The organism is Plantactinospora sp. WMMB334 (genome assembly GCF_049179095.1).
Classification (GTDB): domain Bacteria; phylum Actinomycetota; class Actinomycetes; order Mycobacteriales; family Micromonosporaceae; genus Plantactinospora.
This window is the reverse complement of sequence record NZ_JBMHME010000002.1, coordinates 114004-128842: the sequence shown is the minus strand read 5'-3', so window position 1 is coordinate 128842 and position 14839 is coordinate 114004. Positions and strand designations below refer to the sequence as shown.

General features: G+C 73.1%; 10 protein-coding genes and 1 pseudogene. All 11 read right to left on the bottom strand.

Features of this window, described 5'->3' with window-relative positions; genetic code table 11:
• Positions 1 to 2 precede the first annotated feature (2 nt).
• A complete protein-coding gene (locus ACN27G_RS00660; RefSeq protein ID WP_421490823.1) occupies positions 3 to 971 on the bottom strand; it encodes a cation diffusion facilitator family transporter in 969 nt (322 codons plus the stop codon).
• Positions 972 to 1038: 67 nt separating this feature from the next.
• Positions 1039 to 2232, bottom strand: a complete 1194-nt coding sequence (locus ACN27G_RS00655) for an SIS domain-containing protein (RefSeq protein ID WP_421490822.1) — start codon at positions 2230 to 2232, stop codon at positions 1039 to 1041.
• Positions 2233 to 2327: 95 nt separating this feature from the next.
• Positions 2328 to 2501, bottom strand: a pseudogene (locus tag ACN27G_RS00650) (Trm112 family protein); the annotation flags it as partial.
• Positions 2502 to 2570: 69 nt separating this feature from the next.
• The gene (locus ACN27G_RS00645) at positions 2571 to 3956 is read right to left on the bottom strand and encodes a phosphomannomutase/phosphoglucomutase (protein WP_421490821.1); all 1386 of its coding nucleotides are present in this window, start codon (positions 3954 to 3956) and stop codon (positions 2571 to 2573) included.
• A 127-nt stretch (positions 3957 to 4083) separates the two neighbouring features.
• Positions 4084 to 5421: a hypothetical protein gene (locus ACN27G_RS00640; RefSeq protein WP_421490820.1), complete on the bottom strand. Its 1338-nt coding sequence runs from the start codon at positions 5419 to 5421 to the stop codon at positions 4084 to 4086.
• Between the two features lie 184 nt (positions 5422 to 5605).
• Positions 5606 to 7069 carry an aldehyde dehydrogenase family protein gene (locus ACN27G_RS00635; RefSeq protein ID WP_421490819.1) on the bottom strand — a complete coding sequence of 488 codons (1464 nt, stop codon included), beginning with the start codon at positions 7067 to 7069 and terminating at the stop codon, positions 5606 to 5608.
• Positions 7070 to 7223: 154 nt separating this feature from the next.
• On the bottom strand, positions 7224 to 8255 hold the full coding sequence (locus tag ACN27G_RS00630) for a glycoside hydrolase family protein (RefSeq protein WP_421490818.1): 1032 nt from the start codon (positions 8253 to 8255) through the stop codon (positions 7224 to 7226).
• 332 nt (positions 8256 to 8587) lie between these two features.
• Positions 8588 to 9856 (bottom strand): IS256 family transposase, encoded by a 1269-nt coding sequence (locus tag ACN27G_RS00625; RefSeq protein WP_421497190.1) that lies wholly within the window; start codon positions 9854 to 9856, stop codon positions 8588 to 8590.
• 261 nt (positions 9857 to 10117) lie between these two features.
• Positions 10118 to 11668, bottom strand: coding sequence for a hypothetical protein (locus tag ACN27G_RS00620; RefSeq protein ID WP_421490817.1), 1551 nt, complete (start codon positions 11666 to 11668; stop codon positions 10118 to 10120).
• Positions 11665 to 13761, bottom strand: a complete 2097-nt coding sequence (locus tag ACN27G_RS00615) for a GTP-binding protein (protein WP_421497189.1) — start codon at positions 13759 to 13761, stop codon at positions 11665 to 11667. Before ACN27G_RS00615 ends, ACN27G_RS00620 begins: the two co-directional genes overlap by 4 nt.
• Positions 13762 to 13879: 118 nt before the next feature.
• Positions 13880 to 14818, bottom strand: coding sequence for an IniB N-terminal domain-containing protein (locus ACN27G_RS00610; RefSeq protein ID WP_421490816.1), 939 nt, complete (start codon positions 14816 to 14818; stop codon positions 13880 to 13882).
• Positions 14819 to 14839 lie beyond the last annotated feature (21 nt).

Here is a 14839-nt window from a genome sequence, read left to right as displayed (position 1 = left end):
CGTCATGCCTCCTTGAGCTCCGGTACGCCGTCCGCGGGCTGCTCGGCCTTCCGGTAGATGTCCGGCTCCAGATAGATCACCCGGGCGATCGGCACGGAGTTGCGGATCCGCGCCTCGACCGTGTTGATCCCCTCGGCCAGCTCGGCCGCGGAGGCGTACGGCCGCACCGCGACCTTCGCCGCCACCAGCAGCTCCTCCGGCCCGAGGTGCAGGGTCTTCATGTGGATGATCCGCTCGACCTCGGCACCACCGGTGATCGCCTGCTCGATCCGGCGGACGACGTCGGCGGAGGCTCCCTCGCCGACCAGCAGGCTCTTGGTCTCGAACGCCAGCACGACCGCGATCGCGACCAGCAGGACACCGATCGCCGCGGTGCCCGCCGCGTCCCAGTAGCCGTTGTCGGTGACCAGGGTCATCGAGACGCCGATCAGGGCGAAGACCAGACCGAGCAGCGCGCCCAGGTCCTCCAGCAGCACCACCGGCAGCTCCGGCGCCTTCGCCCGGCGGATGAACTCCCACCAGCCCGCCTTGCCGCGGATCGCGTTGGACTCGACGATCGCGGTCCGGAACGAGAAGGACTCCAGAACGATCGCGACCACCAGCACGACGATCGGCAGCCAGCGCCACGACTCGATGCCACCGGGGTGGATCTGCTGCTCGTGCCACTTGTGGTAGGCCTCGTAGAGCGCGAAGAGGCCACCGAGGCTGAACAGCACGATGGAGACGATGAAGGCGTAGATGTAGCGCTCCCGGCCGTACCCGAAGGGGTGTTCCGGGGTGGCCCTGCGCTTCGACAGGCGCCCGCCGAGCAGCAGCAGCGCCTGGTTGCCGGAGTCGGCCACCGAGTGGATCGACTCGGCGAGCATCGACGAGGAGCCGCTCAGCGCGAACGCGACGAACTTGGTGACCGCGATGCCCAGGTTGGCCAGCAGTGCCGCGACGATCGCCCGGGTGCCGCCACCCGCGCTCACGAGCGGGCCCCGGCCGGCTCGGCGCGGGCGTGAGCCGCGGCGACGCCGGGCCCGGTGGTCTGCTCGCTCACGGGTTGGACAGCTCCTTCATCTCGGTGATCGCCGGCACGGCCATCGGGTCGAGCCCGTGCGCCAGAGCCAGATAGATCGAGGCGAAGTCCGGGACGGCGGTGAGCGAGGCGAGCCGCTCCAGTGCGGAGCCGCCCTCGGCGGTCACCACGTCGCAGCGCACCCCGCGCCGCTCGGCCAGGGTCTGCACCGCGTCGGCCCGGCGCTCCTCCACCACCAGCGGCTCGTCGGTGTCCTCGTCGGCGTTCAGGCCGCCGTCGCGGAGCAGCACCAGCCGCAGCCGGGTGCCGGGCGCCTCCTCCTCCGGGTCGGCGAAGATGTCCCGGCTGGACTCGCCGAGCCCGCCGAAGACGCCGTCGAGCAGCCCGACCCGGCCCCGGCCCGCCTCGCCGAGGGCGCCGGCCACCACGGGATAGCGGGCGTTCGCCGAGAGGGTGTCGCCGAAGCGCCGGGCCGCGGCCGTGGCCAGCGGCGACGACCCCCAGACGATCGGCACCGAGCCGGCCAGGCCGAGCGCCAGCGACTTGGCCGGGTTGACGAAGGATTCGGCGGACGGGCGGCACCGGTCGGCGTCGGTGTCCAGCCGGGCCGCCGTCTCGGCCAGGTCCGCCTCGTTCACCTTGACCAGGCCGAGCGCGCGGCCGGCGAGCAGCACCGGCACGGTGAGCGCCCAGAGGCTGGCCCGGGCCGGCGCCCGGCGCGGGACCGGCACGAACGGCGCGCGTACGCCCTCGGCCACCGACTGGAGCTGCGAGTCCGGCGCGCCGACCGCGACCAGCCGGGCGCCGCGCCGGGCGGCGGCCTCGGCCGCGCCGAGCGCCTCCGGGCCGCGCCCGGAGGCGCTGACCGCGATGACCACGTCCGCCGCGCCCACCCAGCCGGGCACCCCGGCACTGCGGTGCTGGATCACGGGTACGGGGCAGCGCGGACCGGCGACGGTGGTCAGCACCTCACCCGTGCGGGCGGCGGTGCCGATGCCGGCGATGACGACCGCCCGGGGGCGCCCCTCGTCGGCCAGCATCCCGAGATTGGCCTCGGCGGCCAGCGCGGCGGACTCCCGCACCTGCGCGCCGGCCGCGGCGGTGTGCCGGAGCATGCCGCCGGGATCGTTCTCCGACATCGCCGCCACGTCGTCGAGCAGCGCCTCGTCGGCGACCGGGCGCCCGCGCAGACCGGCCGTGCCGTCCATCATCGCGGGTCCGTGCTCTCGCCGGAGACGTCTCCCCCGCCGGAGGTGACGCCGCCACCGGAGATCGCGTCCTCGCCGGAGGTCGCGCCAGCACCGGTCGCCGGGCCGCCGCGCGCCTCGTCCAGCAGCAGCACCGGCACGTCGTCGCGTACGTCGAAGATCCGCGCGCACTCGGTGCAGGTCAGGGTCTGCGCCGCCGGATCGTAGTCCAGCGGTGCGTGGTGGGTATCCGGACAGGCCAGGATCTCCAGCAACTGCGGGTCGAGGGCCACGGTGCGGCTCCTTCCACTCCTCGTGCGGTAGGTCGGCTGACGGCGGGTCGCCGACCGGCGCGATGGATCTTAACGGCGAACGACTCCGAGCACCTCGTCGCGGAGTGCCACCATCCGGTCCGGGGTGGGCGCCTCGACGTTGAGCCGGAGCAGCGGCTCGGTGTTGGAGGGACGCAGGTTGAGCCAGGCGCCGTCGGCGAACCGCAGGGTCAGCCCGTCCAGCTCGTCGGCCTCCGCCTCCGGGTACGCCGCCCTGACCTCGGCCACCTTCGCCCGCTGGTCCGGCACCGTCGAGTTGATCTCACCGGAGGCGGTGTACCGCTGGTAGGCCCGACACAGCTCGGAGAGGGGTGCGGACTGCTCGCCGAGCGCCGCCAGCAGGTGCATCGCGGCGAGCATGCCGGTGTCGGCGAACCAGAACTCCCGGAAGTAGTAGTGCGCCGAGTGTTCACCGCCGAAGACCGCGTCGGTCCGGGCCATGTCGGCCTTGATGAACGAGTGCCCGACCCGGCTGCAGACCGGCACGCCGCCGTGCTCCCGGACGATCTCCGGCACCGCGCTCGACGTGATCAGGTTGTGGATGATCGTGGCACCCGGGTGCTTGGCCAGCTCGCGGACGGCGACCAGGGCGGTGATCGCCGACGGCGAGACGGGCTCGCCCCGCTCGTCGACCACGAAGCACCGGTCGGCGTCGCCGTCGAAGGCGAGCCCGACATCGGCGCCGTGCCGGCGTACCGCCGCCTGCAGGTCGACCAGGTTCGCCGGGTCGAGCGGGTTGGCCTCGTGGTTCGGGAACGAGCCGTCGAGGTCGAAGTAGAGCGGCACGATCTCCAACGGCAGGGCCGGCAGCACGGTGTCGCCGAGCACCGCCGGCACGGTGTGCCCGCCCATGCCGTTGCCCGCGTCGATCACCACCTTGAGCGGGCGGATCCCGGAGAGGTCGACCAGGGTGCGCAGGTGGGCGGCGTACCCGGAAAGCAGGTCCCGGTGCTCCAGCGGCGACAGCGGGCCGTCCACGAGGCGCGCCTCGCCCTTGTCCAGCAGTGCCTGGGCGCGGTCCCGCAGCTCGGCGAGCCCGGTGTCCTGGCCGATCGGCCGGGCGCCGGCCCGGCACATCTTGATGCCGTTGTAGCCGGCCGGGTTGTGGCTGGCGGTGAACATCGCGCCGGGCAGCCCGAGGCTGCCGGAGGCGTAGTAGAGCAGGTCCGTGCTGCCCAGGCCGAGATGGAGCACGCCGAGGCCCTCGGAGCGGACGCCGTCGCTGAACGCTGCGGCGAGCCCGGGCGACGACTCCCGCATGTCGTGGGCGACGGCGACGGTCTCCGCGGCCTCCCCGGAGGTACGGAGAAGTTGCGCGAAGGCTGCACCCAACGCCTCGGCGACCCGTTCGTCCCACTGCTCGGGAACGGTGCCCCGGACGTCGTACGCCTTGACGATAGCGGACAAATCAGACAAGATCTCGCCCCTCAGCCGGACACTCGGTCAACGGCCTGAGCGTATCGGAGCCGGAGGGCGCAGCCCGCCCCAAGGCGAGCCACCGGCGGTGAACAGGGCCGACCCGCAGCCCCGCTGCCACCGGCCACTACCGCGGGGGGCGGCGACGGGTGGGCGGCAGGATCAACGTGGCGTCCGGTCCGCCGGCCGGCGGCTGCTCCGGCGGTACCGGCCCGTCCTGGCCCCGCGGCCGGCCGTCGAGCCGCTCCGGCCCGTCCAACGGGCGGGACGACGCGCCATCGGCACGGACAGGCGTCTCGCCGGGCGCTCCGCCACCAGCCCCTACCGACGGAACGGAATGGGGTGGCACCGGCTCCGCCTGGCGCGGCGGTGTCACGCCGGCCGGACGCGGCGGGACGGCACCGGCCGTGGGCAGGATCAGCGTCTGTTCCCCGAAGCCCGGCACCGCGGCGCCCCCCGGTGGTCGCGCGCCACCAGCCGACCCCGGCCTTCCAGCCGACTCCAGCCTTCCAGCCGACCCCGGCCTTCCAGCCGACCCCGGCCCGGAGGCGCCGGCCGGCGGAATCCGGGTCGTCGGAGACGCACCGACCGGCGGAATCCGGGTCGTCGGGGAGGCGTCGGCCGGCGGAACGCGGGGCGTCGGTTCCGCGCCGAGCACGACGATCCGGGCGGTCGGATCGTCATCCGACGCCACGGCGGCCGCCGCCCGGCGAGCCCGGTCCGCCCGGCCACGCCGGATCAGGAGCACCAGCAGGGCGACACCGATCCCGACCATCACCAGACCGACCAGCATCACCAGCCCACCGAGCCCGAGCGACCCGCCGGACTCGACGCCGGCCGGCGTACTCCCCGGCAGCGCCGCCGCGGCGGCCACCTCCTGGGTGGGCTCCGCCACCGCCTCCTCGGTCTGCTCCGCGGCCGGGGACGGCGTCAGTGCCGTACTCGGCGTCAGTGCCGGGGCGGCGCCGGTCCGGCCGCTCACCCGGGCCGAGTCGGTGCCCCGACCGAGCAGCCGACCGTTTGCCGTGTACGCCTCGGCCAGCAGACCCACCCGGCCGGGCGGCGCACCGGCCAGCAGGGTCACCCGGTAGCGGCTGGTGACGTTCTTCCGGGCGCAGAGTTCGGGCCGGTTCGGCGCGGTGCGTTCCGTGACGACCAGCCCGCCGACCACCGAGACCGGCACGCGACGCCAGCCACCGTCGGCCGCGACCCGCACCTCGACCCGATCGGCGGTCAGCCCCGGCAGGTGTACGCCGAGCGAGGTCCGGACGCTGACGCAGTCACCGCTGCGCATCGAGACGTTCACCGTCACCGAGCCCGGCGAACCACCCGCGCTGATCGAGTTGGGCGCCCGGACCCGGACGGACTCACCCGCGGCTCCGGCCGGGACGGCGGTCAGGAACACCGTCGTTGCGACCAGCAGGCAGACAGCTCCCAGCCGGCTCGCGGCACGCCGTACCGACATGATCACCTCGCTCGTCGCAGTGCGGATCCGGGCACAGGCTACCGGTGGGCCGGCGGCCGCCCTCTCTCATGCCCGCCCGGCGCTGCGCCGAATCCTGCCCGATGGTTAGCCGGGGGCCCTTCTTCTACAGAAAGCGATAAGAGGGGGCCCTTCCTTGCAAGTCGGCGCGGCAGCGGCGGGCGGCCTACCACTCGATGCCGCTCAGCACCATGACCCGGGGTTCGGTGTAGTCCTCCATCGCGCTGCGCACCCCCTCCCGGCCGACGCCGCTGCCCTTCACCCCGCCGTACGGCATCTGGTCGGCCCGGTACGACGGCACGTCCCCGACGATCACCCCGCCCACCCGGAGCGTCCGGTACGCGGCGAAGGCGGTCTGCACGCTGTGCGTGAAGACCCCGGCCTGCAACCCGTACGCCGAGTCGTTGACGGCGGCGAACGCGGCCGCGTCGTCCGGCACCGGCGCCACCACCAGGACGGGTCCGAAGACCTCCTCGGTGTCGACCCGGCAGCCCGGCGGCACCCCGGTCAGCACCGTCGGGGTGTAGCAGGCGCCCTCGCGGCGACCGCCCAGCTCGACGGTTGCCCCGGCCGCCACCGCCTCGTCGACCCAGCTCTCGACGCGCCGGGCGGCGGCCCCGTCGATCAGCGGCCCGACGTCGGTGGCGTCCTCGGCCGGATCCCCGGTACGCAGCGCCGCGACCGCCGCCACCAGCCGGGGCAGGAATCCGTCGAGCAGCCACTCGTGCACGAAGACCCGCTGCACCGCGATGCAGCTCTGCCCGGCCTGGTAGTTGCCGAAGGTGGCGATCCGCTGCGCCGCGTACCCGAAGTCGTCGGTGCTGGCCCAGTCCGCGCAGATCACGGCGGCGGCGTTGCCGCCGAGTTCCAGCGTGACGTGCTTCTCCGGCACCGATTGCCGGATCGCCGCGCCGACCGGCCCGGAGCCGGTGAAGGAGACCACCGGCAGCCGGGGGTCGCGGACCAGGTCACCGGCCCGTTCGTTCGGCAGCGGCAGCACCGAGACCATCCCGGCCGGCAGGCCGCTGCCCGGCCCGTCCGGTTCGGTCACCTCGGCCAGCAACTCGCCGAGGAGCAGCGCGGTCAGCGGGGTCGCCGGGGCCGGCTTGACGACGATCGGGGCACCGACCGCGAGCGCGGGGGCGACCTTGTGCGCCACCAGGTTCAGCGGAAAGTTGAAGGGGGTGATGCCGAGCACCGGGCCCCGGGGCACCCGGCGGACCAGGGCGATCCGTCCCTCACCGGCCGGGTCGGTGTCGAGCCGCTGCACCTCGCCGGACCAGCGCCTGGCCTCCTCGGCCGCCCACCGGAAGGTCGAGACCGCGCGGGTCACCTCGACCCGGGCCCACTTCACCGGCTTGCCGCTCTCGGCGATGATGCCCCGGGCGACCTCCTCGGCCCGTTCGGCGAGCCGGCGCGACACGTGCTCCAGGGCACCGGCCCGGACGTGCGCCGGCAGTGCGGCGGCCCGCTCCGCCACCGACTCGGCGGCGGCGACCGCCGTCTCGACCTGCTCCGGATCGGCGTGGCTGGTGCGGCCGACGTCGCGCCCGTCGTAGGGATGCCGGACCACGAGGGCCTCGGCGCCCCGGGCCGGTCGGCCGGCGAGGAGGAACGGCACGGACTCCACGCCGGCAGCCTAACGCTCCGCCCTGGCCCCGCGCCCCGGTCAGGCGCCCCGGTGAGGCGCCCCGGTCAGGCGCCCCGGTCAGGCGCCCCGGTCAGGCGCCCCAGGCCGCGCCGCCGCGCATCCGGCGCCGCCGCGCATCCGGCGCCGCCGCTGATCAGCCGGCGGCCTGGAAGGCCCGACCGACCGCCGTCGGCTGGTTGCCGGTGCGGAAGAGTCCGGTGCGGTCGCGGTCGGTGGCGGGCAGGCCGAACCAGGCGTAACGGTGCAGGTAGGGGAGGCCGGCCAGCATCTTCGTGGACGCGGTGACGAAGGCGGCCTGCTGCTGCTCGCTGGGGAACCGGACACCGCCGTTCGAAAAGTCGATCAGCGCGTACTCGGTGAGCCAGATCGGCATCCGGTAACGCTGGTGAACCGCCTGGAGATACTGCCGGAGCTGGTTGACGGCGTTGGCGGTCACGAAGTCCCCGCCGTACCAGTGCAGGGCGATGAAGTCGACCCGGTAGCCGCGCGACCTGGCGCCGGAGATGAACCGGTCGAGCCAGCCGCCGGGGTCGGCCCCACCGAAGGCGACCGCAGGGCTACCCAGCGTGGCACCGGTCTCCTGCACCTTCGGCCAGAGCCGCAGCGCCTCCTCCACGCTCATGTTCGCCTGGCCGGCCATGTCCGGCTCGTTGAAGCCCAGCAGGTACGGCCCGGCCGCCTTCGCCTGGGCCAGGCTGCCGGGGTCCACATTGTCCCGGCCCCAGATCATCGGCACGAAGCCGACGCCTCGGGGCGTGGTGATCCCCTGGTGGTGGGTGGCCCAGGTGTAGTACCAGCTCGCCTTCGAGTTCGCCAGCGCCTGGCCGACGCCGGGAAACGTCCAGACCGCCACACCCTTCTTGTCGGAGGTGCGGGCCGGGCCCGCCGCTGCGGCCGGCCGCGAAGACGTCCGGGCCCGCGGCGTCGGTGTGGCCGGGTGCGGGCTCGGCGAGATCCCGGTGAGCGTCGGCGTCGGTGTGGCAGGTGTGGTGGCAGGCACGGTCGCGGTGGCGCTCGGCGTACCGCCGGCCGCCGTGGCGTCCGGAGCGGGCGGCTGGGTCACCTGTACGGCCACCAGGACCGCTGCCACGAGCCCGGCTACCGCCGCACCGATCGAGACCGGCCCGACCAGCCGGCGTACCCCGCCCGGCGCTGACCGCCGCACTCCCGCCGCCTCCCCGACCGGTAGGGAACCTTCCCCCGGCCTCCCCTCGTCGGGGTCCCTCCTACCCGCTCGCATCATGCTCGCCTTCCTCCCCACCGCTCAACCTCCCACGCCGCACGAACAACCCCCACCCCGAACCCCCGAACCGCAGCCCCCACCCCCCCACTACGGATCTCCCCCACCCCCGGATCACCGCACCAACCTCCAAAGTCGAAAGAGATCGCAGATCTTGGAATCGCAGGGTCGCTATGGCGACCATCGGGTTCCAAGATCTGGGGTGTGTCACCTAAAAGGTGTAATTAGGATTCTCTAGATTGATGATCTTTGGGTTGTCAACGTTGTGCTGCGGTCAGGCGCCCGTCGAAGGCGATGTCGAACGCGTTCATCGCGGCTTTCCACTTGTTCGACCAGCGGGTACGGCCCTTACCGGTCGGGTCGAGGCCGCACACGGTCAGGTAGAGCACCTTCAGCGCGGCGTTCTCGGTCGGGAAGTGCCCGCGGGCGTTGACCGCGCGCCGGAACCGGGCGTTGAGGCTCTCGATCGCGTTCGTACTGCACACGATTTTCCGGATCTCGGGGCTGAACTGCAGGAACGGAGTGAACTCCGCCCACGCGTTCTCCCAGAGCCGGACAATCGCCGGATACTTGCGCTCCCACTTCTCGCTGAACTCCGCGAACGCGTCGAGAGCGGCCGAGTCACTCGGTGCGCCGTAGACCGGCTTGAGGTCCTTGGCGATCTGGCCCCAATCGGCTTTCGACGCGTACTTGAACGAGTTGCGCAGCAGATGGATCAGACACGTCTGCACGACGGCCTGCGGCCAGACGACGCCGATCGCGTCGGGCAGGCCCCTGAGCCCGTCGCAGACGACCATCAGCACGTCGGCCACGCCACGGTTTCTAAGCTCGGTCAGCACCCGGGTCCAGAACTTCGCGCCCTCGCCGTTGCTGTCACCGACCCACAGCCCGAGCACGTCCTTGCCACCGTCGGCGGTCACGGCCAGGGCGACGTAGACCGGCCGGTTCGCGACCTGACCGTCACGGATCTTCACATGGATGCAGTCGATGAAGATCACCGGATAGACCGTGTCCAGGGGCCTTGACTGCCACTCCGCCTGATACTCCATCACCCGCTCGGTGATCGTGGAGATGTGGTCCTTGGACACCTGCGCCCCGTACACCTCGGCCAGATGCGCGGCCACCTCACCGGTCGTCAGGCCTTTCGCCGTCAGGCTGATGACCAGGTCGTCGATCCCACCGAAACGCCGCTGCCGCTTCTTGACGATCTCCGGCGCGAACGAACCATCCCGATCACGCGGCACATCGATGCCCACCGGACCGACCTCGGTCAACAACGTCTTGGACCGCTTGCCGTTACGGCTGTTGCCGCCGTTTCGCCCGGCCGGGGCGTGCTTGTCGTAACCCAGGTGCTCGTCCATCTCCGCTTCCAGGGCCGCCTCCAGGAACCGCTTGGTCAGCTGCTGCAGCAGACCATCACGGCCCAGCAGCGACACGCCCTGCGACCTGGCCTGCGCGGCAAGCCTGGCGACCAACCGCGGGTCGAGAGCCTCGGCCAAGGCCTCCGCCGTCACCTCAGGCTCCACGCCGGCCACGCCCTGCCGCGCCGGTACTGCCGGCCCGTCGACCACACCAGCCGCCGCCGCGATCTTCAACGTCCCCATCGGGTGTCTCCTTTGTCAGGTCTTACACCCTTCTAACGACAGACCCAAGATCTGCGATCTTGCAGTTTGCGAAGCAGGCGGGCGGAGGGCGGGGAGGGCGGGGAGGGCGGGGAGGGCGGGGAAAGCGGGGAGGGGGTTGTTGTGTGGCCTAAGAGGACTATCGGGTTTCGGCTCAGGAGAGTGTCAGGAGAGTTCGGCGAGCATTCCCTCGCAGCTTCTTACCACGAGCCGGGCCGCCCGGCGCTGGTCGATGCCGCGCAGCGGGTCCTCGGCCAGGTCCTGCCAGCGGCGTACCGCCGCCGAGCCGCGTGCCCACAGCTCGTCGCCGGTGGCGTCGTGCTCGACGCCGAGCCGGGCCGCCAGGCTGGCACCGTCGCCGCCGACCAGCCGGTTGGCCTCGGCCGCGAGCTCCGCGTCGAACCGGAGCTCGCCGCCGAGCAGCGCCGCCGAGAGCCGCAGCTCGCGGAACTCGTGCGCCCCGGCGAGCACCTGCTCCAGCCGGGCGAGCAGCTCCGACGCTCCCGGGCGGGGCTCGGCACGGATCAGAGACTCCAGGGCCATCAGCACCGCCCGCGCCTTCAGCACCGGGGCGCGGTCCACGAAGTAGCGGTTCATCGACTCGCGCAGCTCGGTCAGGCCGCTGCGCCGGACCAGCTCGGCGGCGAGCGTGGCGCGGCTGTCGCAGCCCGTCCGGACCAGCGTGGTCGCCAGGCGTACCCCGAAGATGCCGAGCCGGTCGAGCAGCCGTTGCCGGGTCTCGACGTCGACCGCGACCGGGAAGTCGACGGCGGTGAACCGGTCGGTGGAGAGGAGCAGCCGATCGGTGTCGGGCCGGGGTAGCCGGCCCAGCGCGGCCAGCCCGGCGAAGTCGGGCTCGCTCAGCATCCGGCCGGCGAGCGCGACGAGGCCGCCGAGCGCGACCACGCTCAGGCAGCGGGTGTTGATCCGGGGGTCGCGGCGGTGCCGGCGGGCGAGCTGCCTGGCGGTGAGCAGGGCGTCGACCCGGCCGCCGGCGAGTTCGTCCACCCGGGAGAGCACCAGGAGTACGTTGACCGGCGCGGCCCGGGCCACCGTCCCCGACTGTGCGGCGTGCAACGGCCCCAGCCCGTCACCGCTGCCGTCCCGGCTCAGCCAGAGCACCGCGTCCGTCTCGCGGACGATCCGCTCCATCGTGGACGCACCGCCGGGGCCGGCGACGAGTTCGGCGTCTCCCCCGGTGGCCGGCGCGGCACCGAGCGCCCGCCGCCCTGCCGGAGAGTCCTCGCCCGCCGGCCGGGCGCCGGTGACCCCGGTGCTGGCTGCCGGGGTGTCGATCAGCACCGCGTGCCGCAGTGCCCTGGTCGGCCACTGCACCACGATGTCGTCGACCTGGTCCCACCGGCCGCCCCCGAGGTCGACCCGCATGCCGCTGGCGGTACGGGTCACCGCGAGGTCCCGGGGCGCACCCCCGGCCGGATACGCCGTCACCCTCGGTTCGGGCCCGTCCTCGTACCAGGTGAAGACCTGGCGGCCGTCGGCCACCTCGACCGGCGCGACCGCCTCGCCCATGACGGCGTTCACCAGGGTCGACTTGCCGGACCGCCAGGGCCCGGCGACCGCGATCCGCAGCGGCTCCTCGAAGCGGGCGAACTGGCGGTGCAACTGCTCCACCGCGCGGGGATCGTTGCCGTAGACCTCCAGCGCCTCGTGCACCAGCCCCCAGGCCGCCTCGTCCAACCGGCCCACCCGATTCACCCGAGACCACCCGGGCCGGGCTCCAGGCCGGGATGTCCGGCGCCGAGGGACTCCGTGCCGACCAGCGCCTGGGCCCGCTCGTAGATGTCCGCCAGCCGCTTCATCTCCAGCGCGATCCGGCGCTGGCGCTGGTCGCGTTCTGCCGCCTCCGTCTCGGCCGCCTGCTTGGCGGTCCGGAACGACCGCACGATCCCCTCCTGCAACTCCTCGCTCAGCGCGGTGAAGTGGTCCCGGAGCATCCGCTGCACCTGCCGGGCGGTGTCCTTGCAGTCCTTGCTGAGCCGGAGGAAGAAGTCGTCGACGTGCCGCTGGGTGGCCGTCTTGACCGCCGCCTGCCGCCGTTTGAGTAGCGACTTCCCCTCGTCGCGCACGCTCTTGCCGCCGAAGAGCGCGCCGGCGCCGAGCGAGATCGGGTTGATCAGCGGCATGCCGGCCAGCGTGGTGGCCAGGCCGAACATCAGCACGCCACCGTACGAGCCGCGCAGGCCGGTGACCAGCTTCTGGGTGGGCGTGAACCGTTCCACAGTGGGCTGTTCCATGATCTGGATCCGGTCGCCGAGGTTCTCCGGCACCCGCACCGACCAGCTCGGCAGCGCGTCGAAGCCGTACCTGTCGAACTGGCTGGCGACCCGGTTGGCGATCCAGCCGCAGCGCTCGGCCAGCCAGGCGTAGTTGGCCTCGGCCGCGTCGGTGAGGTTCTCGGTCAGCCACTCCTGGAAGGTGTCCCAGCCGGTCAGTGGGTCGGCCTTGTCGAACGCCTCGTCGACCTTGCGCAGGATCTGCCGGGTACGGTCCCGCAGGTCGTACTCGACGTCGGAGATCAGGTCCGCCATCTCGTCGTTGAGGGTGTTCTGCCAGCGCTGTGAGCACCGGCGCAGCTCGTCCACCTCGCGCTGCGCCGCGTGCAGCTTCGCGATCGGGCCGGACTGCTCCGGGGTGACGGCCTTCGAGACGGCGAGTTCGGCGCGGAGCGGTGCCGCGAGCTGCTCGAGCGCGGTGCGGGCGCTGTGCGCCACCGCCGCCCGGGCCAGCGCGTCGGCCTTGCCCGCCTGGTCGCGCCTGAGCCGGTTGATCAGCTCCGGAAAGTGCGACTCGGCGTTGAGCTGCTTGTCGTTGCTCCGGGCCGCCTGCAACCGCAGCGTCGCGGAGACCGGGATCAGCGCTGCCGGCACGCCGGCGTCGGCGAGATGCTGGCGGTTGCGCTCGACCACCGTACGCCAGTGCGGCACCAGGTCGATCTTGCTCTGCACCACGGCCAGGTTGGCGTGCGACCGCGCGATGTGCAGCAGGAGGTTCATCTCGGCGACCGAGAGCTCCCGGGTCACGTCCGAGACCAGCAGCACCAGGTCGGCCTGGCTCGGGGTGGCGGCCGGGCTGATCGCCCGGCCCGGGTCGGTGCCGCCCGCGCCCGGCGTGTCGACCAGGACCAGCCCTGAGGCGAGCAGCGCCCGGGGGATGCCGATCTCGGCGTGCTCCAGGCCACCGGTCGGCCGCCGCCCGCCGGACCCGACCGTACGCCCGGCACCGGCCGGACCACCGGTCGCCGTGGCGGGTACCTCCCCGATCCCGCCGCTGCGACCGCTGATCCGGGCGGCGATCTGCTCGATCGGGACGGCGATCCGGCGCGCCGGGCCGGGCACCGCCGTGCCGGGTCGCGCGCCGACCGGGGACGGGAGATCCTCCGGCGGGCCGGACCGCTCCGGAGGTGCCTGCGGGACGGGCCGCCGGCCACCCGGTCGTTCCGGGCCCCGACCCTCCGACGGGCCCCGGCCGTCCGCCGGTCGTGGCTGCGCCGGCCGGTCGAGCGGCTGCGGCGGGCTCCAGACGAGGGCGGCGGTCGGCGCCTCGGCGTGCCCGACCACGGTCGGGATGGTGGTGCTGATCCCGTCACCGACCGGACAGACCGATGCGTTGAGCAGTGCGTTGACGAGCTGGCTCTTGCCCTGTTTGGGCTCGCCGACCACCAGCACCCGCAGTCTCGGATCCAGCAACTGGGTCCGCCGCTGCCGGAGCCAGGCGATCAGGTCACTTCGACCATGCGTACCGGAGACCCGAACGACCTCGTCGAGTACGGCAAGCCAGCTGGGCGGCATCACGCACCAAGTGTGCCGGTTGCGCCGGAATTATCAAGAGGAGCCAGGGTAAGAGGACCGAAGGCCGGACCGTGGGACCACGGTCCGGCCTTCGGCGGGCCTCACGGACTTCCCGCGCTCAGAGGAGGTCGTCCGCGATCCCCAGAAGGCCGCCGGAGGTGGAGGCGTCTACTTCTCCGGCATGGCCGTTGTCACCGAGGACACTCGAGGTGGTGTCCCTGAGAGTGTTGCCGACGGTGTCCGTCAGGCCGGTCACCGTCGAACCGGCGTCGAGGTCGTCGAGGACCGGTGCTCCGGTGGAGCTGAGGGGTGCGATGTCCAGGCTCTCGCCGACTCCGGTCACCGCGTTCGTCACGCCGCCGACGGTGTCGGTCACGCCACCCACGGTGTCGGTCACCCCGCCGACGGTGCCGCCAACGCCCAGCGAGTCGACCAGGCCGGTGACACCGTCCAGGGTGCCCCGCACGGTGTCACCGGCGAAGTCGACCAGGCCGAGTTGACCGCCGCCCACCGGGTCGCCGACCGCGCCGTCGGCGGTGCCCACCACGCCGCCGGGGTTGCTCAGCGCCGGGTCCACCACCTCGGAGTCGAGGCTGTCGGCGACATCCACACCGGTCGGCACCAGCGGATCGACCAGACCCAGCGGATCGGCGAGCTGGTCGCCGCCGAGCCCGGGCACGGCGGCGCCGACGCCGCCGAGGACCTCCGGCGCGACGCTTATCGCACCCAGCGTCGCCGCGTTGATGTCCGAGCCGGTGGAGTGCGTGGCGGCACCGAACTGCGCCACGTCCTGCAGCTGGCCGATCACGCCGGTCGGGTCGAGCTGGAACTGACCGAGCCCTCCGTCGTCGCCGACCGGCGGCACCAGCGAGGTGAGCCCCTGCACCGGCGCATAGTCCACCACCAGCGGCACCACGTCCTGGACGTCCGCGACGCTGAGGTCGGCCAGCCCGGCCTCACGCAGCGCGCCCTCGGGGTCGATCTCGAAGGCCGACCGGGCGTCCGGGTTGGTCAGCAGGTTGAGCACGAAGTCGTGCAGTGTCTGGGGCGAGCCCATGTGCCGGTCTCCTCGGTGCGG